Source organism: Rhizobium ecuadorense (genome assembly GCF_001187535.1).
In the GTDB taxonomy this organism is placed as follows: domain Bacteria; phylum Pseudomonadota; class Alphaproteobacteria; order Rhizobiales; family Rhizobiaceae; genus Rhizobium; species Rhizobium ecuadorense.
Map to the genome: position 1 here is coordinate 90,383 of NZ_LFIO01001107.1, position 20,650 is coordinate 111,032.

A 20,650-nucleotide genomic window follows, 5' to 3' on the forward strand; every position below is an offset into this window, starting at 1 on the left:
AACTCCGGCATCGGATCCGGAGCCTGCTTCCGCCATCAAGCCGGCCGCGCATTCGCCGGCCATCGAGCCATTCGTGCCTATGACAATTCTGATCACTGCCATACTGGATGCCGGACGAAGTGCCGTCGACATCGCGGTATTCACCTTTCTGCCTCTCATGATCGTGACATTTTCGCTGATGCGCTACCTCGAAAACGTGAGCGCACTGCGATTAATCGCCGGCAAGGTAAACCCGCTGTTCAGACCTTTCGGTCTGGACGGTTTTGGGGTTTTGGCAATCATCCAGCTCTGCCTCGTAAGTTCGGCTGCCCCGGTCGCCGCCCTGACGCTGATGGCGCATAAAAGAACATCCGAGAAATTTATGGCCGCCGCCTTTGCCGCGGTGCTTGCGGCGGCGCCGGCGAATGCCAGTTTTCCGCTGGCAAGCCTCGGTGTCGATCCCGGCTTGATCATAATAAACGGCATTTGCGGAGCGCTCGTTGCGTCCACTCTGGCCGGTTGGATCGTTGGTCGCCGTTCCTCCCCTGGAAAGAACTGTTCCTGCGACAGGGCGGATGACCACCTCGTCGTCAGGCGCAATCTCCTGGCCGCGATCAATCGCGGTGGCGCAGATGCCATTGGCGTGGTTGCTTCGATCCTGCCGGTGCTCGTGATCTCACTTGCTCTGGTAAGGCTAACCAAAAGCACAGGCGCACTTTCGGCCTTCACGTCCGTTGCGCAGCCACTGCTTCAGCTGCTCGGCGCCTCGCAGCAGGATGTCCTGTTCTTCCTCACAAAATGCCTGGCAGGAGCGAGCGCAACGGTCACGCTGTTAATTGACGCCCACAACGAACTGAGTCTTCCGCCAGAGAAAATCATTCACGGATCCGCATTTCTGCTAAACCCTCTCGACCTTCCCGGCCTCTCCATTCTTATTGCTTCGGTGCCGACGCTTCGCTCGGTAGCAGGCGTCGCAGTATTCAGCGCATTGGCTGGAATCCTTTTCCGCACGGCTCTGCTATCCTGGCTTTGAGCCAAGTTGGTCGGGTTTGGTACGCTACATCCTTCCGCGGCTTCCCTTCAGCATCGACCAGCTATAGAGGAACAGCCCCGCCCAGATCAGCGGGAAGGCGATCATGCGCGCCGTGCCGAGCGGCTCGTGAAAGATAAAGACCGCGATCAGGAAGATCATCGTCGGCGCGATATACTGCATGATGCCGATCGTCGAGAGCTTCAGCAGCTTGGCGCCATTGGCATAGATCATCAGCGGCACGGCGGTGATGACGCCGCAGCCGAGCAGCAGCGTCGTGTCGGCAAGGCCGGTGCGGTAGAGATGGCCCTGGCCGCTGCCGAATTCGAGATAGAGGATATAGAGAAGGGCAGGCCCGCTGAGGATCAGCACTTCGAGGAAGAAGCCCTGGTTCGGCCCGAGCGGCAGCGTCTTGCGGAGCAAGGCATAAAAACCCCAGCTGATTGCCAGCGTCAGCGCCACCCACGGAATGCCGCCGCTATCGAATGCGAGAATGGCGACGGCAAGAGCTGCCAGCGCGATCGCCGCGATCTGCAGCGGCTGCAGCTTCTCCTTGAGGAGCACCGCGCCGAGGAAGATGCTGAACAGCGGATTGATGAAATAGCCGAGTGCTGCGTCGAGCGAATGGCCGGCGCCGATCGCCCAGACATAGGTGCCCCAGTTGACGGTGATCAGCGAGGCGGTCAGCGCCGCCATTGCCAGCATGCGCGGCGAGCGCAACGCCGTCGCTATATCATTGGTGCGCCCGAGCACGATCAGCACGATGCCGGCCAGCGGCAGCGACCAGACGATGCGGTGGGCGATCACCTCGGCCGGCGAGATATGCGCCACCGCCTTCATGTAGATCGGCAGGAAGCCCCAGAGCAGATAGGCCGTCAGCGCGAAGGCGAAACCGCGCGGACTGTCTTCGTTCTTGGCCAGCGGAACGGATACATCGGTCGACATCGGGGTGTTTCCATCTTTGTTCTTCTTCTGATCCGGCCTAGCTTAAGCGCCGTGAATAGGCCAATTCATTTCGTTGAATAAAGGCTAAGAGGATTTGAAGCGGACAGGGGAAGAATGAACGGATGATAGCGGCAAAGGCTGGTATCGGCCTCCAAAAATCCGAATCCTGTTCCAGACTGCCGCGGGCAGGCGACAGGCGGGACCAATCGAGGGAACAAACTCGCAAACCGCTGATGATCTGCGCATTCAGTTGACAGGCCCGGCAGGTTCTTTCATCTGGAACGCCAAGCGCCAGATCAGGAGCCTCTCACATGACCCTTACCGTACGCCCGGCAACGCCTTCAGACGCGGCAACGATCCTGCGATTTGTCCGCGAATTGGCCGATTATGAAAAGGCGATCCACGAGGTCGAGGCGACCGAGGAGAGCACGCGTGCGGCAATCTTCGGCGACGGTTCAGTCACGCATGCGCTGATCTGCGAACGCGAGGGTCAAGCCATCGGCATGGCGGTTTATTTCTTCAGCTATTCGACCTGGCAAGCGAAGAACGGCCTTTATCTGGAAGATCTCTACGTAACACCGGACGCGCGCGGTTCGGGCGCCGGCAAGGCGCTTTTGCGGCGCCTGGCGCAGATCGCGCTGGAGAAGGGTTGCGGCCGCTTCGAATGGAGCGTGCTCGACTGGAACGAACCCTCGATCCGTGTCTACGAGGCGATTGGCGCGGAGCCGCAGAAGGAATGGATCCGCTATCGGATGACGGGCGAGACGCTGGCGGCGTTTGCCCGCGGTTAGCCGAACCGGCGGAACAGATTATTCCGCCGCGATCTTGCCGGCGAGCTGCCGGTTCTTCATCAGCTTGTAGATGACGGAATCCATCAGCGCCTGGAACGAGGCGTCGATGATGTTCTCCGAAACGCCGACCGTCCACCAGCGCACGCCGTCGCTGTCGGTGGATTCGATCAGCACCCGGGTGATCGCCGCCGTGCCGCCATTGAGGATACGCACCTTGAAATCGGCGAGCACCAGATCGTCGATCTCGTGCTGGTATTTGCCGAAATCCTTGCGCAGCGCCAGATCGAGCGCGTTGACCGGGCCTTCGGCATCGGCAACCGACATCAGCGTCTGGCCGTCGATGGTGATCTTGACCACCGCCTCCGAGACGATCTTCACGCGGCCAAGACTGTCGAAGCGGCGCTCGATCATCACCCGGAAGCCTTCGATGGTGAAAAACTCAGGGATCGTGCCGAGCGTGCGGTGCGCGAGCAACTCGAAGCTCGCATCCGCGCCCTCATAGGCATAACCGATGGATTCACGTTCCTTGACGATCGAGATCAGCAGATCGAGCTTCGGATCGTCCTTGGCTACCGTAATGCCGCGCCGCTTCAGCGCATTGATGAAATTCGCCTTGCCGCCCTGGTCCGAGACCATGACCTTGCGGAAATTGCCGACGCTCTCAGGCGGCACATGTTCATAGGTCCGCGGATCCTTGAGCAGCGCCGATGCATGGATGCCGGCCTTGGTGGCGAAGGCGGAAGCGCCGACATAGGGCATCTGGTGATCGGGCGAGCGGTTGAGCAGCTCGTCGAAGGCATGCGAGAGCCGGGTGAGGTTGAGCAGCCGCTCTTCGTCGATCGCCGTTTCGAAGCGTGTGTTATAGGCGCTCTTCAGCGCCAATGTCGGGATCAGCGTTACCAGATTGGCATTGCCGCAGCGCTCGCCGATGCCGTTCAGCGTGCCCTGGATCTGCCGGACGCCGGCTTCGACGGCAGCCAGTGAGTTGGCGACGGCCTGGCCGGTGTCGTTATGGGCATGGATGCCGAGACAGCGGCCGGGAACGCCTGAGGCGATTACCGCCTCGACGATGGCGCGAACCTCCGGCGGCTGCGTGCCGCCATTGGTGTCGCAGAGCACCACCCAGCGCGCGCCGCTCTCATAGGCGGTCTTGGCACAGGCAAGCGCATAGGCCGGATTGGCCTTGAAGCCGTCGAAGAAATGCTCGCAGTCGACGATCGCCTCCTTGCCGGCGCCGACCGCCGCCTTGACGCTTTCGGCGATGCTTTCGAGGTTTTCTTCGTTGGTGCAGCCGAGTGCTACCGCGACATGATAGTCCCAACTCTTGGCGACGAAACAGATGGCGTCGGATTTCGCCTGCAGCAGCCCGGCAATGCCGGGATCGTTGGAAATCGAAACGCCCGCCCGCTTCGTCATGCCGAAGGCGACGAAGCTGGCCTGGCTGGTGCGCTTCTCGCTGAAAAAGGCCGTGTCGGTCGGATTGGCGCCGGGATAGCCGCCCTCGACGTAATCGATGCCGAATTCGTCCAGCAGCGCGGCGATCGCAATCTTATCCTCGACCGAGAAATCGATGCCGGGCGTCTGCTGCCCGTCCCGGAGCGTCGTGTCGAAGAGGTAGATGCGTTCTTTCATGTCGTTTCCTCCCGGCAGGCGGGTGTTGTTGGAATGCGGATGCTGCCCCTCATCCGGCTGCCGCCACCTTCTCCCCGTTCCGACGGGGAGAAGGGATATGCCGCGCCGTACTGCAGAGCTCGTCCCCTCTCCCCGCGCGCGGGGAGAGGGCTAGGGTGAGGGGCTACCTCAAACAATCAGTCTGGCTTCCCGGCAAACCTATCCGTCGCCCGGATCAGCTGGTCGAGAATGCCCGGCTCCGAATAGGCATGGCCCGCACCCTCGATCAGGTGGAACTCAGCCTTCGGCCAGGCCTTGTGCAGCAGCCAGGCATATTTCGCCGGGCAGGGCATGTCGTAGCGGCCATGCACGATGACGCCGGGAATATCCTTCAGTCTGTCGGCATCGCGGATCAGCTGTCCCTCGTCCATCCAGCCGGCATTGACGAAGAAATGGTTCTCGATGCGGGCGAATGCATAGGCGAATTCCGGTTCCTCGAACTTGCCGCTCGTCGAAGGTTCGGGCAGCAACGTGATCGTTTCGCCCTCCCAGATGCTCCAGGCCTGCGCGGCGGCAAGGCGCACGCTCCGGTCTTCATGCGTCAGGCGGCGATGATAGGCATGCATCATCTCATGCCGCTCCTCCGGCGGAATGGGCGCGATGAAACGCTCCCATTTGTCCGGGAACATTTCCGAGACGCCGAACTGATAGTACCAGTCGAGCTCGGCCTTGGTCAGCGTATAGATGCCGCGCAGGATGAGTTCGGAGACGCGCTCCGGATGCGCCTCTGCATAGGCGAGCGCCAGCGTCGAGCCCCAGGAGCCGCCGAACACCTGCCAGCTCTCGACACCGGCCATCTCGCGCAGACGCTCGATATCGGCGACGAGGTGCCAGGTCGTATTGGCATTGAGTTCCGCATGCGGCGTCGACCTGCCGCAGCCGCGCTGGTCGAACAGCATGACGTCGTAGAGGGCCGGATCGAAAAGCCGGCGATGAGCGGGCGAGAAGCCGCCGCCGGGGCCGCCATGCAGAAAGACGGCGGGCTTGGCGCCAGGCGTTCCCGACCGCTCCCAGTAGATCACATGGCCGTCGCCGACATCGAGATGGCCGGAGGCATAGGCTTCGATTTCGGGATAGAGCGTGCGCAGAATTTCGGTCATATTTTCACGCCTTTCGCTGGCCAGACTGAAGTATCGTGATCGGGATGCTGGAAGGAGATGATCGCCTCCTGCCGTGCATAGAAATCCTGATCCTTGAGCACCGGCGCCTCGAAGATCTCCTCGACCCAGGGCAGGCGGGCCTCGTAATTCACCTGGATCAGCGGTGCCAGATCGCTGCGGTCGTCGAAAGTACCGATTGCAAGCTCCAGGCCACCAGGATGGCGATAGGTCATCGGCGTGCCGCAATTGCTGCAGAAGCCGCGGTCGATATTGACCGAGGACTGGAAATAGCTCGGCGCGCCGCGCGTCCATTCCATCCCGTCCTCGGGTGCGGTGACGAGCGCGGAGAAGAAGCCGCCGAACTGTTTCTGGCACATGCGGCAATGGCAGATCGAGGGTCGCCCCAACTTGCCTGAGATGCGGAAGCGCACGGCGCCGCACTGGCAGCCTCCTGTTCTTATCCTGTCCGTCATGAGCTTTCTCCAGGGGGCCAGTTTTTCGTGTCGTGGTCGGGATGCTGTTGGTTGCTTGCCGCAATCGCGTCCTCGCGGTCGGGCGTTTCGGGCTCCGGTTCCACCGGCAGGCTGGGGAGCGCGTGAAACCAGGACATCCTGCGGCCGGTGTTCGATTGCATCACCGGTTTGACCGCGTCGGGATCGTCCAGTGAGCCGAGCGTGATGTTGATGAAATCCGTCCCCGGAATGTCATAGAACAGTGGCGTGCCGCAATCGCCGCAGAAACCGCGTCGCACCAGATCCGAGGACTGGAACCATTTCGGCGCGCCGCGCGTCAGGGTGAAATTGCTGTGCATCACGCCGCCAAGCGGCATGAAATAATTGCCGGCCGCCTTCTGGCACATACGGCAATGGCAAAGATGGGGATAACCGAGTTCGCCTTCGGCGCGGTAACGCACCGCCCCGCACTGGCACCCGCCGTTTGTGTTCGTCTGCGCGGTCATCTCAACTCCTTGGCTGGCCATGCCTGTGTCTCATGATCGGGATGCTGGTAGGAGACGAGGTCGAGCACGAAGGGGGCGGCTTGCGCATCCTCCTCCGTCCGGTGTCCGGGCAATTCATGCAGGTGATCGACGAAGCCGATCTTGCCCTCGATGCCGAATTGCACCACCGGCGGAAGCGCCGAGGGATCGTCGAAGGCGCCTGCGGCAATCGCAACCCCGTCAGGTGCCTCGTAGGAGAGCGGCGTGCCGCAATCGCCGCAGAAGCCGCGCTCGACGAAATTGGAAGAGCGGAACTTTTTCCGCTCTCCGCGCGTCCATTCGAAATCGGCGCCGCGTACCGAGACCAGCGGCGCATAATAGGCCCCGAACGCCTTCTGGCACATGCGGCAATGACAGATCGACGAATCCTTGAGCTCGCCGCCGACGCGAAAGCGCACCGCACCACACTGACAGCCGCCGGTATAGGTGGTCATGGACAATCCCTCCGCAACAATGTGGATGAGAAAAAGAAACCCCCTCCCAACCCTCCCCACAAGGGGGAGGGCCCTCTCGCGGCGCCGCCTTCATTTCCGCCGCGAATGCTTGCAGTACCGGTGAAGTCGCTTAGAAGCAGTGCGGCACCGTAGTCCCTCCCCCTTGTGGGGAGGGGTTGGGGAGGGGCCTTATCCCCAGACACCGCTCTCACCGCTTGACCTCCCACGTCGTCACCCGCTCGCCGGTCGCCGCATCCTTGCCGTCTTTCAGCTGGATGCCTTTCGCGGTCAACTCGTCGCGGATCTTGTCGGCCTCGGTAAAATTCTTCGCCTTCAGCATTTCAAGACGCATGGCGACCAACGCATCGACCGCCGCTGCGACGGCCTCGTCGATTTCGGCTTTCTTCGGCAACAGGCCGAGGAGGGCAGCCGTTGCGGCAAAACGGGCGGCTGCGGCGGGATCCGTATGGGCGGCCTGCGCCAGCGCATGCAAGGCCTGCACTGCCGCCACCGTGTTGAGGTCGTCGGCGAGTGCGGTCAGCACTGTCTCGTCAGGCTCGGCATCGCCGGGCTCCGTCGCCGGCCATTTGGCGAGCAGGCGTTCGGCTTCCTCAAGCCGCTTGATCGAAAAATCGATCGGCTCGCGGTAATGCGTCATCAGCATGGCAAGGCGCAGCACTTCGCCCGGCCATTTGCGGCCGCCGAAAACCTCTGTGTGCAGCAGGTCGTGGATGGTGACGAAATTGCCTTCGGATTTCGACATCTTGCGGCCTTCGACCTGCACGAAGCCGTTATGCATCCAGACATTTGCCATCACTTCGGTGCCATGGGCGCAACGCGATTGGGCGATCTCGTTTTCATGGTGCGGGAAGATCAGGTCCAGCCCGCCGCCATGAATGTCGAAGATATCGCCGAGATAACGCCGGCTCATTGCCGAGCATTCGATATGCCAGCCCGGCCGGCCGCGGCCCCAAGGGCTCTCCCAGCCGGGTTCGTTGTGGCTCGACAGTTTCCACAGCACGAAATCGCCGGGGTTCTTCTTGTGTGCATCGACGGCGACGCGGGCGCCGGCCTGCTGCTCATCGAGCGGGCGCTTCGAAAGCTGGCCGTAATCCGCCATGGATTTGGTGTCGAACAGCACTTCGCCGGCTGCGACATAGGCATGGCCGTTGCCGATCAGCTTCTCGATGATCTCGGTCATCTCAACGATATTGTCGGTCGCCCGCGGCTCGACATCAGGCTCCAGGCAGCCGAGCTCGGCGACATCGGCGTGAAACTGCGTCTCGGTCTTTTCGGTGACCGCGCGGATCGCTTCGTTGAGCGCCAGGCCGGGATGATCTCTCAGCGCCCGCGCATTGATCTTGTCGTCGACGTCGGTGATGTTGCGGGCATAGGTGACGTGATCCTCGCCATAGATGTGACGCAGCAGCCGGAACAGCACGTCGAAGACGATGACCGGGCGGGCATTGCCGATATGGGCGAAATCATAGACGGTCGGGCCGCAGACATACATGCGGACATTGTCGGGATCGATCGGCGCAAAGACCGATTTCTCCCGCGTCAGCGTGTTGTACAGCTTCAGTTCCGGCATGCCGCCCATTCCACTCTCCCATAAGCACAATCAGAAAAAATATCGCAACCGGCGGGCCGGGGCGTTTCGCATCTTGACTATTTGGGAGACGAAAACGGCCGGGCCAGCGCTTGCGCTAGCGAATAATCTTTCCGCAGATAATGCAGACAACCGTTTTCATGCCGCGTTTTATGGCGTGGGAATGACGTTTGGTCAAGAGGGGCGACGAACGATCCGGCGGCACGCTCAGTCGGCCATTTTCGCGGCACAAATCGTTTATAGGCAGTTGGGAAGCGACTGAAAACAGGGGGAAATGCGTGAGAAGCTTGGTTCGGGGGACGATCGCAGCGACTGCAATTCTGGCAGTCGCATTGGCTGCATATCTGGCGTACGATTTCGGCATGTTTCGCTTCAACAATCCATCCTTAAGCCGCTATCCGATCCAGGGCATCGATGTCAGCCGTCACCAGGGTGATATCGATTGGAAGACGGTGGCTTCGCAGCCGAATGTCCGGTTCGCGATCATCAAGGCAACCGAAGGCGGGGATCACAAGGATTCCAGATTTGCCGACAACTGGCAGCGCGCCGGCGACGCCGGAATGGTCAGGGGCGCTTATCATTTCTTCACCTTCTGCCGCCCGGGTAAGGACCAGGCGCAGAATGTCCTGGCGACCGTGCCGAAGCAGCCGGGAACCCTGCCCATCACTGTCGATCTGGAGTTTGTCGGCAATTGCAGCAAGGTCCCGACAGTCGAGGAAATGGCGACTGAAGTGAACGCCTTCTTCACCGGGCTGAAAGGTGCCTTTCCGGAAAAGCCGATCTTTTACGTCACCCAGGAGTTCTACGATCAGTATCTGAAGGGCAATGAAGCCCGCTTCCCCGACCATTACCTCTGGCTGCGGAGCGTATTCCAGGAGCCGGCGCAGGAAGGCTGCAGTCGCTGGTCGATCTGGCAATTTGCCGACAACGGCACTGTCGACGGCATTCAGGGAGCAGTGGATCTCAATGCGCTCTGCCCGTCGGAGACAGGCTTCGCATATCTGTTCCCGGCCGTTGCAGCCAAATGAGATTCTGGCTTACTCCGGCAGCCGGTAATCGACGAGCTTGTTTTCCCGCACGATGAACAGCTTGCCCGTCTCGGTCACCCCGGGACCGACGAGCGGCAGGATCGCCTTGGCGACCTCGGACGGATGCGGCAGCGTCTGCGGATCTTCGCCCGGTACGGCCTGCGCCCGCATTGCGGTGCGGGTCGCGCCCGGATCGACGCTGGTGATGCGCAGCGGCGTCGATTGGCTTTCGCCGGCCCAGGTCCGGGCCAGTGCCTCGACGGCGGCCTTGGACGCGGAATAGGCGCCCCAGAAGGGCCGGCACTTGTGGGCGGCACCCGAAGACAGGATGACGGCGCGGCCGGCATCCGAGCGGGCGAGCAGCGGGTCGACCGAGCGGATCAGCCGCCATGTCGCGGTGACGTTGACGGTCATCACCTTTTCGAACACCTTCGCCTCGATATGGCCGATCGGGGAAATGACCCCGAGCACGCCGGCATTGGCGACGAGAATGTCGAGCTTGCCCCAGCGCTCGAAGATCGATCCGCCGAGCGCGTCGATCGCATTCATGTCGGCCAGATCGAAGGGCACCAGCGTCGCCGTGCCGCCAACCGCCTTGATCGCATCGTCGAGATCCTCGAGCCCGCCGACCGTGCGGGCGCAGGCGATGACATGGGCACCGGCCTTGGCCAGTTCCAGCGCCGTGAAATAGCCGATGCCGCGCGACGCGCCGGTAACGAGCGCGATCTTGCCCTCAAGATTGATGTTCATCTGCCCCGGTTCCGGATTTGCTTGCGAAGGCGAGGGGCGCAACAGCCCCTCGGAAGGAAGGTTGAAGCAGCGGCGGCTCAGCCGTTGCTGGCAAGCATCGAAAGCTTGTTGCCCATCGACTCGCCGTTCTTGTCGAGCAGGCGTGTCGGATAGTCACCGGTGAAGTAGTGGTCGGTGAATTGCGGGCGGGCCGGATTGCGGTCCTCGCCGCCAACGGCGCGGTAAAGCCCGTTGATCGACAGGAAGGCAAGCGAATCCGCGCCGATATATTTGGCCATGGCTTCGACATCGGCATACTGGTTGGCCAAGAGCTTTTCGGCATCGGGCGTGTCGATGCCATAGAAGTCGGGGAAGAAGATCATCGGGCTGGCGACGCGCAGATGAACTTCGCGCGCGCCGGCCTCACGGATCATCTGCACGATCTTGAGAGAGGTCGTGCCGCGCACGATGGAATCATCGACCAGCACCACACGCTTGCCTTCGATCATCGCCCGGTTGGCCGAATGCTTCAGTTTCACGCCGAAGGCGCGGATCTGCTGGGTCGGCTCGATGAAGGTACGGCCGACATAGTGGTTGCGGATGATGCCGTATTCGAAGGGAATGCCGCTTTCCTGTGCGTAGCCGAGAGCAGCAGGCGTGCCGCCATCCGGCACCGGCACGACCACGTCGGCCTCGACTGGTGCTTCCTTGGCAAGGTTCATGCCCATATTCTTGCGCGTCGTATAGACGTTGCGGCCGCCGACGACCGAGTCCGGCCGGGCAAAATAGACATATTCGAACAGGCAGAGGCGCTCCGGCTGCGGCTTGCCGGGCTTGCGCGCATCGATGCTGATCGAGCCGTCGGGCTGGATTTCGCAGATGACGACTTCGCCGTTCTCCACGTCGCGGATGAACTTGGCGCCGATGATGTCGAGCGCGCAGGTTTCCGAGCAGAAGATCGGCTTGCCGTCGAGTTCGCCCATCACGAGCGGGCGGATGCCTGTGGGGTCGCGCGCGGCAATCAGCTTGGTGCGCGTCATCGCGAGCATCGAATAGCCGCCTTCCATCTGGCGGATGGCATCGATGAAGCGGTCGGATGTGGAGGCATGGCGGGAGCGGGCGATGAGGTGGAGGACCACTTCGGTATCGGAGGTCGACTGACAGATGGCGCCGGTCGCGATGATCTGGCGGCGCAGCGTCAGGCCGTTGGTGAAATTGCCGTTATGGGCAATGGCGATGCCGCCTTCCTCGAGTTCGGCAAAAAGCGGCTGCACGTTGCGCATCGCCACTTCGCCTGTCGTCGAGTAGCGCGTATGGCCGATCGACATGCTGCCGGGCAGGCGGGCGAGCGTCATCGGATTGGTATAGTGGTCGCCGACGAGGCCCATATGGCGCTCCTGGTAGAAGCGCTTGCCGTCGAAGGAGACGATGCCGGCCGCTTCCTGTCCGCGGTGCTGCAGGGCATGCAGGCCGAGAGCCGTCAGTGTGGCGGCATCGGGATGTCCCAGAATTCCGAAAACGCCGCATTCTTCATGCAGCGTGTCTCCGTCGAGCGGATCGTCGGTCGGGAAGGAATGGGACTGGTTCATTTCTGCGGGCCTCTGCTCTCACAAGAATGGATCGGCATTTTCCAGAAATAACTGAAGCCCGGCGGAGCTGGAATGCCCGGCCGGACCCCTCATTTCGTCCCGCTCAAATGGCAATTGCCGGAAGGCGGGTCAAGCTCTTGAACACTGTGTCAATTCGCCGGCTGCTGTGCAGGCGCTGTCGGTGCGTCTTCCGCCGGAGCCTGGTCACCGGTCGGCGGATTGGTGCCTTCAGCGCCGCCCTGTGCCGGCGGCTGAAGCTTATCACGGATGCTTGCCGGTATCATCTGGGCAAATTGCTCCGGCAGAACCGATTTGAGTTTCACGACCATCGAATCCAGGAAGGGCTTCGACTTCGCTTCGTTGACCCAGGCCGGGCGGTGGTCGACATCGACCAGCCAGTTCCAGAAAGCGACGGCGACGACCAGCAGCAGCACGCCGCGCGCAGCCCCGAACAGGAAGCCGAGCGTGCGGTCGAGCGCCCCGACGCGGCTGTCGATGATAAAATCGGCGATCTTCATGGTGATGAAGGAGATGACGATGAGCGCGATCAGGAAGACGACCGCTGCCGAACCGACGATCGCGATGCGGTCGTCATCGGTGTATTTCTTCGCATAGGGCAGCAGGTACGGATAGAGGTAATAGGCCGCCGCCGCCGAGCCGCCCCAGCTTGCGATCGAGAGAATCTCGCGCGAAAAGCCGCGGACCATCGCCAGCACGGCGGAGAAGAGCACGACGCCGATGACAATACCGTCGAAAATCGTAATGGGCATGTATATTCAACTCCAGGACTGCCGCGTGGCGGCCGTGTCGTGCCTTATCGTGTGCCTCCTATATCATCACCAATCTTGGCAATGAAAGGATCAAACCTCGTCTTCCACACGCAACGCCCCCTTCGACCCGGCTATGCGCGCGACCAGATCCGGCAGGCTTTCGACTTCGCTCCAGCGTCCGCCGGAACCCTTCGGCAGTTCGGCGGAGGCGGACGGAAGCAATGCTGCGGAAAAGCCCAGCTTCTCGGCTTCCTTGAGGCGCTGGGCGGTGTGCGCAACCGGCCGGATGGCGCCCGACAGGCTGACTTCGCCGAAATAGACGCAATCGGCAGGAAGGGCAATACCGGCAAGCGAGGAAACGAGCGCCGAGGCGACGGCGAGATCGGCGGCCGGTTCCGAGATGCGGTAACCGCCGGCGACGTTGAGATAGACGTCGTGCTGGCCGAGCCTGACGCCGCAATGGGCTTCGAGCACCGCCAGGATCATCGACAGCCGGGCCGAATCCCAGCCGACCACGGCGCGCCTGGGCGTGCCGAGCGAGGTCGGGGCCACCAGCGCCTGGACTTCGACCAGCACCGGGCGCGTGCCCTCCATGCCGGCAAAGACCGCTGCACCCGGCGATTTTTCGTTACGCTCGCCGAGGAAGAGTTCGGAGGGGTTGGCGACCTCGCGCAGTCCTCTGTCCGACATTTCGAAAACGCCGATCTCGTCGGTCGGGCCGAAGCGGTTCTTGACCGTGCGCAGGATGCGGTAGTGATGGCCGCGATCGCCCTCGAAATAGAGCACGGCGTCGACCATGTGTTCGACGACGCGCGGGCCGGCGATCTGCCCGTCCTTGGTCACATGCCCGACCAGCACCATCGCGGCGCCGGTCTGCTTGGCGAAACGGATCATCGCCTGCACGCCGGTGCGCACCTGCGTCACCGTTCCCGGCGCGGATTCGGCAAGTTCGCTCCACAGCGTCTGGATGGAATCGATGATGACGAGGTCCGGCCGCTTGCCCTCGGCAAGCGTCGCCAGAATATCCTCGACATTGGTTTCGGCCGCCAGCATCACATCGGTATCGGCGGCTGCGAGACGCTGTGCCCGCAGCCGGACCTGCGCCACGGCTTCTTCGCCGGACACGTAGATGATCTTGTGGCCGCGCCGCGCAAGGGCGGCGGCGGCCTGCATCAGCAGCGTCGATTTGCCGATACCGGGATCGCCGCCGATCAGCACTGCCGACCCGCGCACGAAGCCGCCGCCGAGCGCCCGGTCGAGCTCCGACATGGCGGTATGGATGCGCGGCGCCTCCTCGATCTCGCCCGACAGCGCCGTCAGCGCCACCGGCCGGCCCTTCTTCGGCGTCTTGCCGGGGCCGGAGCCGATCCCGCCCATCGGGTCTTCTTCGACGATGGTGTTCCACTCGCCGCAGTTCTCGCATTTGCCCGCCCAGCGGCTATGAACCGTGCCGCAGCTCTGGCAGATGAATTGTGTTCTGGCCTTGGCCATCAAATACTCTTTCAGTCCGGGGTCTCGAGTGAAGCAGACGTGCGCTTCATCGAATCATTGTCGTGCCTGAGATAATGGCTATCGCGACGGATCAAAACTAATGATTTTCCCATCAGCGCCTCCCGTGCCTATGCTTTGGCTCTGCTCATCCTGAACGGTGGAAGATGTTCGATTATTCGCTTGCGCACTGGTTTGCATTTCTCTCGGCGGCGGTCCTGCTCAACCTGTCACCAGGCCCCGACATCGCCTTCATCCTCGGTCACACGATGAGAGGCGGAAAACGCGCCGGTTTTTCCGCGCTGTTCGGCGTCTGGTCCGGCGCCTGCCTGCATGTTCTGATGGCAGCGCTCGGCCTTTCCGCCGTGCTCGCCGCTTCTTCCGTCGCCTTCTCCGCGGTCAAATGGGTCGGCGCCGCCTATCTCGTCTGGCTGGGCATCCAGGCTCTGCGCGCCGGCGGCGGCAATGGCCTGATAAAGGCTGCCGGTGAAAGGTTGCCGGCGTCGAAGATCTACCGGCAGGGAATTCTGGTGTCGCTGCTCAATCCGAAGGTGGCGATTTTCTTCCTGGCATTCCTGCCGCAATTCGTCGTCGATGGGGCAGGCCCGGCATGGGCTCAACTCATGCTGCATGGCGGATTGATCATCGTTGTCGCCGCCTTTATCGAGCCGCCGCTCGTCCTTCTCGGAGGACGACTTGCCGATGCGCTCAGGCATAATCAAAAAATCGGGCTATGGCTCGATCGCGGCCTCGGCGCGCTCTTTCTGGCGCTCGGTGTCCGGCTGGCGCTCAGCAGCCGCTGACGGGGAAGCTATTCCTCGTCGGCGACATAGCGCCGTTCGTGCCGCAGCCCCATGCTGGTCAGGATCTCGTATCCGATCGTGCCCGCCGCCCGCGCCACGTCATCAAGGGCCATGTTCTTTCCGAACAGCTCGACATAATCGCCGGCGCGCACGGCGTTGTCGGGCAGGTCGGTGATGTCGAAGATCGTCAGATCCATGGTGATCCGGCCGGCAACCGGCACTCTGTGCCCGGCGATGAAGCCTTGCCCGCCCTGCGGCACCGCCTGGCGCAGCGGCACGCCGCCGCTAGACAGGCCGCGCATGTAGCCGTCGGCATACCCGGCCGAAGCGATCGCCAGCCGGCTTTTGCGGCCAAGCTGCAGCGCCCGCCCATAGCTGACGGTCTCGCCGGCCTCGACGCTGCGCACCTGGATGATGCGCGCTTCCGCAGTCGCCACCGGCCGCATCGGATTGGCGAGGCCGCAGACCGCTTCGCCGCCGTAAAGCGCGATGCCGGGACGGGTCAGGTCGAAGTGATAATCCTCGCCGAGGAAAATGCCGGCCGAGGCGGCAAGGCTTGAATCGATGCCTTCATAAGCGGCGCTAACCCTGTGGAATGATTCGAGCTGCCGCCGGTTCATCGCGTGACTGGGCTCGTCGCCGCAGGCGAGGTGGCTCATGACCAGCACCGGCGCAAAGCTCGCCGGCCGCGAAACGTCGTCGGCGAGCGCAATCGCATCGTCCATGTGCAGTCCGAGCCGGTTGAAGCCGGTATCGACATGCAGTGCGCAGGGGTAATCGCCGTAATCGGCAAGCACCGCCATCCAGAAGGCGAGCTGCTCGTCTGAGGAAATCACCGGCACCAGATCGTTTTCGAAGAAGCGCCGCTCGGCGCCCGGCCATATGCCCGAGAGCACGAAGATGCGCGCCTCGGGCGCATAAAGCCGAAGCGTGACGCCCTCATCGACTGTGGCAACGAAGAAATCCCGGGCGCCCGCCATATAGAGCGCTTCACCGGCATCCTCGATGCCCATGCCGTAGGCATCCGCCTTGACGACGGCTGCGGCGCGCGCGCCACCGGAGCGGCGCGCCATGTCGCGCCAGTTCTCCGTCAGCGCAGTCAGATCGACGGTCAGCCGCAGGCCGGCGGAAGCAAAAAGATCGTCATCTTCAAAGGGGATGGGAAAATCTGTCATGAATCGCCGTGAACTAATGGAAGGAAATCGCCTAGGCCAGTCTAGAGAGCATTGTGGCCAAGGGAAAGCACAGGCGGTCACATACCACCCTTTGCCTGTCGTAGGATCACTTTTGTTCAAGACGCGTGCAGGCTTCCGCGATAATCTTGGTGGATGCAGAACGTATCGCAAAAAGAGGCGGCGGAGGCCATGCCGCTTGCGAACGTGGAATCGGCCCGCTTCTGGCGGGATAGCCGCTTCCACGGCATGGAGTGTTTGAGCGCCACCTTCCTGACGCATGAATATGCGCCGCATGCCCATGACACGTTCAGCATCGGCGCGATAGAAAGCGGCAGCCAGATCGCCACTCTCAGCGGCAGGCGGGAGGAAACCGGCCCGGGCGACCTTTATCTCATCGATCCCGGTGTCATCCATGACGGCGCTCCGGGCGGCGAGGGCTACCGCTACCGGATGATCTATCCCGATATGAAACTGTTTGTCGATATTCTGGAGGATGTCACCTGCAAGGCCTTCCATGCGACGCCCTCTTTCTCCGGCGGGCTTCCACGCGATCCACAGCTCGCCAATGCCTTTCACGCCGCCCATCGAACGCTTGAGAGCGGGGCGGGCGCGCTGGAATCCGATGAGGGAATGTTTTCCGTGCTGGCAGCGATCTTTGCGCGTCACGGCAGCGCAATCATCGTTCCTGTCGATACGCAGGAACGAAGCGCGGTGGCCCGCGCCCGCGAATACCTCATCGAGAACTTCGACAGCGATGTTGGCCTCGAGGAACTGGCCGGAGTGGCGGGTTTGAGCCGCGCGCACCTCATCCGTGCCTTCCGCAAGGAATATCACATCACCCCGCACGCTTTTCTGACGGATCGGCGTGTTCAGGTGGCCCGCCGACTGCTGCGGCAGGGGCTTATGCCGGCCGATATTGCGCTCGAATGCGGTTTTGCCGATCAGGCGCATTTCACCAGGCACTTCAAGGCACGCACGGGCGTAACCCCCGGCCAATTCCGCACCGGCTGATCACTTTCGTTCAATACGGCCATGGCGGGCTGGGCTAATCCTCCGCGATCTTAATCGGGAGGGTCCCATGTTGCAGCACAGCCGGCCATCCGGCGAATTTCTTGCCGGAATGCGCGCCATTTTTCCGCTTGTTGTCGCCGTGTTGCCGATCGGCCTGGTGTTCGGCGCGGTCGCGGCCACCAAGGGGCTTTCCCCGCTGGAAACGACGCTGATGAGCGCGCTTGTCTTTGCGGGCGGTTCGCAATTCGTCGCCATGGACATCTGGACCCATCCGGCAAGCTGGATCGGCGTCGGCTTTGCAGCTCTGCTGGTCAATATCCGCCACGTGCTGATGAGCGCGTCGATCGGCACGAAGATGCAGTCCTTCTCCGGCGTCAAACGGTATATCGCCATGCTCTTCCTCGCAGACGAGCTATGGGCCATGGCGGAATTCCGCGCTGGAGCCACGCGGCTGACACCGGCTTGGTATGCCGGCATCGTCACGCCCTTCTACCTCACCTGGGTCGGCTCTTCGCTGACAGGCGCACTGCTCGGCGCCTTTCTCGGCAATCCGGCGGTCATCGGCCTCGACTTCGCTTTTCCGGCGGTCTTCATCGTGCTCGTTATGGGTTTCTGGAAGGGGCCTGAAACCGGCGCCGTCCTTGCGGCAAGTGGTGCCGCATCCGTTGCGGTCCACCATTTCGTGCCGGGGGTCTGGTATATCGCCGCCGGCGCTCTGGCCGGGCTGGCAACGGCCTTATGGCAGGGCAGGGCGCGGGAGCAGGCGGCATGACCCTCGATCTCAACATCATGATCGCCATCCTCGCCATGGCCGCCTCAACTGTGCTCACCCGCGTCAGCGGCCTCCTGTTGATCCGTCATGTCGAGATGAATGAGCGGCGGAGAACGGCGATCGAGGCCATTCCGCCGGCCGTGCTGATGGCGGTCATCGCCCCGACCGCCTTTGCGGCGGGCTGGGTGGAGAGCCTGGCCTGCGCGGCAACGGCAATCGCCGCGCGCCGTCTGCCGATGCTGGTAAGCGTCGCCATTGGTGTCATAACGGTTGCGCTGCTACGGGCTGTCGGCCTCTAAGGAATTGATGCGGGAAACCGCGTCAATGTTCCTCGTAGTGAGTGAAGGAAGGATCGGCGAGATCGGCAAAGCGGGTGAATTCCGACTGGAAGGCGAGCTTCACCGTGCCTGTCGGCCCGTGACGCTGCTTGGCGATGATGACATCGGCCGTGCCCTTCACCTTGTCGAACAGCGCTTCCCATTCCGGATATTTCGGATCGTTGATGTCGCGCGGCTCCTGGTTCTTGACGTAATATTCCTCGCGGAACACGAAGAGCACGACGTCGGCGTCCTGCTCGATCGAGCCAGATTCGCGAAGGTCGGAAAGCTGCGGCCGCTTGTCGTCGCGGCTTTCGACCTGGCGCGAGAGCTGCGACAGAGCGATGATCGGAACGTTGAGTTCCTTGCCCAGTGCCTTCAGGCCGGTGGTGATCTGGGTGATTTCCTGCACGCGGTTGTCGCTGGATTTTCCCGAGCCGGTCATCAGCTGGATGTAGTCGACCACCAGCACGTCGAGGCCGCGCTGACGCTTGAGACGGCGTGCGCGCGCCGAAAGCTGGGCGATCGAGATACCGCCGGTCTGGTCGATGTAGAGCGGCACCTTCTGCATCATCATCGAGCAGGCGACGAGCTTTTCGAAATCGGCATCGTTGATGTCGCCGCGGCGGATCTTCGAGGAGGAGACTTCCGTCTGCTCGGAGATGATACGGGTGGCAAGCTGTTCCGACGACATTTCGAGCGAATAGAAGCCGACGACGCCGCCATTCTTCGCCTTCATGCTGCCGTCCGACTGGACTTCGCCTTCGTAGGCGGCGGCGATATTGTAGGCGATATTTGTGGCAAGCGAGGTCTTGCCCATGCCGGGGCGTCCGGCAAGGACGATCAAGTCCGAACGCTGCAGGCCGCCCATCTTGGAATCCAGCGAATGGATGCCGGTGGAAATGCCGGAAAGGCCGCCGTCACGCTCCTTGGCGACGGCCGCCATGTCGATCGCCAGCGCCACCGCATCGTTGAAGGCCTGGAAGCCGCCGTCGTAGCGGCCGTTTTCCGCCAGCTCGAATAGGCGGCGTTCGGTATCCTCGATCTGCGACTGCGGCGGCATGTCGAGCGGCGCGTCATAGGCGATGTTGACGACATCCTCGCCGATGGTGATCAGCGCCCGGCGCAGCGCCAGGTCGTAGATCGCCCGGCCGTAGTCCTCGGCATTGATGACGGTGACGGCATTGCTGACGAGGCTCGCCAGATATTGCGAAACCGTCATGTCGCCGACCTTCTCGTCGGCCTTCAGGAAGGTTTTGATCGTCACCGGGTTGGCGATCTTGCCCATGCGGATGATATCGCCGGCAACTTCGAAGATCTTCCGGTGCAGCGGTTCATAGAGATGGATCGGCTTCAGGAAGTCCGATACCCGGTAATAGGCGTCGTTGTTCATCAGGATGGCACCCAGAAGCGCCTGCTCGGCTTCGATATTGTTGGGTGCTTCGCGATAATGCTGCTCCGAGGGAGCAACAGCTGCAATCTTTCGAGCGGCGTCGTTCATCATCATCCGTTCTGTCTTTTTCCAGCTCCGGATTTGCAATTCCGGACGCGAAAATCAAGAGGCTGCGAAAGGAGCAGGCGCCCGCTTCGCTGAAATCCTGAACGCTGTGCACGTTGTTCGACTTCTCCACAGTCCTGGACGACACACAGGAGAAATACTGGCAGTGTCACCCGCACGACACGGCATGGCGCCGACTCAGCCCATCCGTTTCGGAGAATGCTATTTTAGCGCGATGCCATAAGGCACGCAGCAAAAACATCCCGACCATCCCCAACGAAAAAGCCCGGCGCTAAGGCCGGGCTTTCCTCACGCGGATGGCTCCGGCGATATTATGCTTCGTCTTCGTCGACGCCGTCGGCTTCCGGATCGAAGAAATCTTCAGGACGCAGGGCGTCTTCGTCGACACCGTAGATGGCGTCGACCGAGGTGAGTTCTTCACCCTTGGCCTGGCGCTCTGCCTCTTCGGCGGAACGGGCAACGTTCAGCTCGACGTGGATTTCGACTTCGGCATGCAGCTGCAGCTCGACCTTGTGCAGGCCGATCGCCTTGATCGGCGTGTTGAGGTGAACCTGGTTGCGGCCGATGTTGAAGCCTTCGGCGGCGAGAATTTCGACGACGTCACGGGCCGCGACCGAGCCGTAGAGCTGGCCGGTTTCGCCGGCGGAGCGCACGACGATGAACGACTTGCCGTCGAGAACGTCGGCGACCTTCTGGGCTTCCGACTTGCGCTCGAGGTTGCGGGCTTCGAGCGTCGCGCGCTCGGCTTCGAAGCGGGTCTTGTTGGCGGCGTTGGCGCGCAGCGCCTTGCCGAGCGGCAGCAGGTAGTTGCGGGCAAAGCCGTCGCGAACCTTTACGGTTTCGCCCATCTGGCCGAGCTTGGAGATGCGTTCGAGAAGGATGACTTCCATTTT

The 20,650-nt window shown here is 62.2% G+C and carries 21 protein-coding genes; 7 read left to right on the forward strand and 14 right to left on the reverse strand.

Going from position 1 to position 20,650, the window contains the following annotated elements:
- Window positions 1–79: 79 nt before the first annotated feature.
- Window positions 80–1,012: a hypothetical protein gene (locus AF337_RS22645; RefSeq protein WP_049733902.1), complete on the forward strand. Its 933-nt coding sequence runs from the start codon at window positions 80–82 to the stop codon at window positions 1,010–1,012.
- 24 nt (window positions 1,013–1,036) lie between these two features.
- On the opposite strand, the gene rarD is transcribed toward AF337_RS22645, so the two are convergent.
- A complete protein-coding gene (rarD, locus tag AF337_RS22650) occupies window positions 1,037–1,954 on the reverse strand; it encodes an EamA family transporter RarD (protein WP_049733903.1) in 918 nt (305 codons plus the stop codon).
- Between the two features lie 311 nt (window positions 1,955–2,265).
- On the opposite strand from rarD, the gene AF337_RS22655 reads away from it, so the two are divergent.
- Complete coding sequence (locus AF337_RS22655) at window positions 2,266–2,745, forward strand: GNAT family N-acetyltransferase (RefSeq protein ID WP_049733904.1); 480 nt, start codon at window positions 2,266–2,268, stop codon at window positions 2,743–2,745.
- Between the two features lie 18 nt (window positions 2,746–2,763).
- Here the strand turns inward: AF337_RS22655 and cimA are convergent, their stop codons facing one another.
- The 6 genes from cimA to cysS all read right to left on the reverse strand — a co-directional run bounded on the left by cimA (window position 2,764) and on the right by cysS (window position 8,547).
- A complete protein-coding gene (gene cimA, locus AF337_RS22660; protein WP_049733905.1) occupies window positions 2,764–4,377 on the reverse strand; it encodes a citramalate synthase in 1,614 nt (537 codons plus the stop codon).
- Window positions 4,378–4,553: 176 nt separating this feature from the next.
- Window positions 4,554–5,516, reverse strand: coding sequence for a prolyl aminopeptidase (gene pip, locus AF337_RS22665; RefSeq protein ID WP_049733906.1), 963 nt, complete (start codon window positions 5,514–5,516; stop codon window positions 4,554–4,556).
- Window positions 5,513–5,989 (reverse strand): GFA family protein, encoded by a 477-nt coding sequence (locus AF337_RS22670; RefSeq protein ID WP_049733907.1) that lies wholly within the window; start codon window positions 5,987–5,989, stop codon window positions 5,513–5,515. The genes pip and AF337_RS22670 overlap by 4 nt, the downstream gene beginning before the upstream one ends.
- Complete coding sequence (locus AF337_RS22675; RefSeq protein ID WP_425287895.1) at window positions 5,986–6,495, reverse strand: GFA family protein; 510 nt, start codon at window positions 6,493–6,495, stop codon at window positions 5,986–5,988. The genes AF337_RS22670 and AF337_RS22675 overlap by 4 nt, the downstream gene beginning before the upstream one ends.
- The gene (locus AF337_RS22680) at window positions 6,471–6,947 is read right to left on the reverse strand and encodes a GFA family protein (RefSeq protein WP_049733909.1); all 477 of its coding nucleotides are present in this window, start codon (window positions 6,945–6,947) and stop codon (window positions 6,471–6,473) included. The genes AF337_RS22675 and AF337_RS22680 overlap by 25 nt, the downstream gene beginning before the upstream one ends.
- 208 nt (window positions 6,948–7,155) lie before the next feature.
- Window positions 7,156–8,547, reverse strand: a complete 1,392-nt coding sequence (cysS, locus tag AF337_RS22685; RefSeq protein WP_049733910.1) for a cysteine--tRNA ligase — start codon at window positions 8,545–8,547, stop codon at window positions 7,156–7,158.
- A 287-nt stretch (window positions 8,548–8,834) separates the two neighbouring features.
- Here cysS and AF337_RS22690 point away from each other — a divergent pair, with 287 nt between their 5' ends.
- Complete coding sequence (locus AF337_RS22690) at window positions 8,835–9,584, forward strand: glycoside hydrolase family 25 protein (RefSeq protein WP_049733911.1); 750 nt, start codon at window positions 8,835–8,837, stop codon at window positions 9,582–9,584.
- Window positions 9,585–9,593: 9 nt separating this feature from the next.
- Here the strand turns inward: AF337_RS22690 and AF337_RS22695 are convergent, their stop codons facing one another.
- The 4 genes from AF337_RS22695 to radA all read right to left on the reverse strand — a co-directional run bounded on the left by AF337_RS22695 (window position 9,594) and on the right by radA (window position 14,163).
- Window positions 9,594–10,334 (reverse strand): SDR family NAD(P)-dependent oxidoreductase, encoded by a 741-nt coding sequence (locus AF337_RS22695; RefSeq protein WP_049733912.1) that lies wholly within the window; start codon window positions 10,332–10,334, stop codon window positions 9,594–9,596.
- A gap of 77 nt (window positions 10,335–10,411) precedes the next feature.
- Window positions 10,412–11,902 carry an amidophosphoribosyltransferase gene (gene purF, locus AF337_RS22700; RefSeq protein ID WP_049733913.1) on the reverse strand — a complete coding sequence of 497 codons (1,491 nt, stop codon included), beginning with the start codon at window positions 11,900–11,902 and terminating at the stop codon, window positions 10,412–10,414.
- A gap of 149 nt (window positions 11,903–12,051) precedes the next feature.
- Complete coding sequence (locus AF337_RS22705) at window positions 12,052–12,672, reverse strand: CvpA family protein (RefSeq protein ID WP_049733914.1); 621 nt, start codon at window positions 12,670–12,672, stop codon at window positions 12,052–12,054.
- Between the two features lie 90 nt (window positions 12,673–12,762).
- On the reverse strand, window positions 12,763–14,163 hold the full coding sequence (radA, locus tag AF337_RS22710) for a DNA repair protein RadA (RefSeq protein WP_049733915.1): 1,401 nt from the start codon (window positions 14,161–14,163) through the stop codon (window positions 12,763–12,765).
- Between the two features lie 164 nt (window positions 14,164–14,327).
- Here radA and AF337_RS22715 point away from each other — a divergent pair, with 164 nt between their 5' ends.
- Window positions 14,328–14,963: a LysE family translocator gene (locus AF337_RS22715; RefSeq protein ID WP_049733916.1), complete on the forward strand. Its 636-nt coding sequence runs from the start codon at window positions 14,328–14,330 to the stop codon at window positions 14,961–14,963.
- An 8-nt stretch (window positions 14,964–14,971) separates the two neighbouring features.
- Here AF337_RS22715 and alr read toward each other — a convergent pair whose 3' ends face one another.
- The gene (gene alr / locus AF337_RS22720; protein ID WP_049733917.1) at window positions 14,972–16,138 is read right to left on the reverse strand and encodes an alanine racemase; all 1,167 of its coding nucleotides are present in this window, start codon (window positions 16,136–16,138) and stop codon (window positions 14,972–14,974) included.
- A 189-nt stretch (window positions 16,139–16,327) separates the two neighbouring features.
- Here alr and AF337_RS22725 point away from each other — a divergent pair, with 189 nt between their 5' ends.
- From AF337_RS22725 to AF337_RS22735, 3 genes are all read left to right on the forward strand, one after another.
- A complete protein-coding gene (locus tag AF337_RS22725) occupies window positions 16,328–17,149 on the forward strand; it encodes an AraC family transcriptional regulator (protein ID WP_049734131.1) in 822 nt (273 codons plus the stop codon).
- Between the two features lie 67 nt (window positions 17,150–17,216).
- On the forward strand, window positions 17,217–17,921 hold the full coding sequence (locus tag AF337_RS22730) for an AzlC family ABC transporter permease (protein ID WP_049733918.1): 705 nt from the start codon (window positions 17,217–17,219) through the stop codon (window positions 17,919–17,921).
- On the forward strand, window positions 17,918–18,220 hold the full coding sequence (locus tag AF337_RS22735; RefSeq protein ID WP_049733919.1) for an AzlD family protein: 303 nt from the start codon (window positions 17,918–17,920) through the stop codon (window positions 18,218–18,220). Before AF337_RS22730 ends, AF337_RS22735 begins: the two co-directional genes overlap by 4 nt.
- A gap of 22 nt (window positions 18,221–18,242) precedes the next feature.
- Here the strand turns inward: AF337_RS22735 and AF337_RS22740 are convergent, their stop codons facing one another.
- Complete coding sequence (locus tag AF337_RS22740) at window positions 18,243–19,739, reverse strand: replicative DNA helicase (RefSeq protein WP_049734132.1); 1,497 nt, start codon at window positions 19,737–19,739, stop codon at window positions 18,243–18,245.
- Between the two features lie 329 nt (window positions 19,740–20,068).
- Window positions 20,069–20,647 carry a 50S ribosomal protein L9 gene (gene rplI, locus AF337_RS22745; protein WP_049733920.1) on the reverse strand — a complete coding sequence of 193 codons (579 nt, stop codon included), beginning with the start codon at window positions 20,645–20,647 and terminating at the stop codon, window positions 20,069–20,071.
- Between the last annotated feature and the right edge of the window lie 3 nt (window positions 20,648–20,650).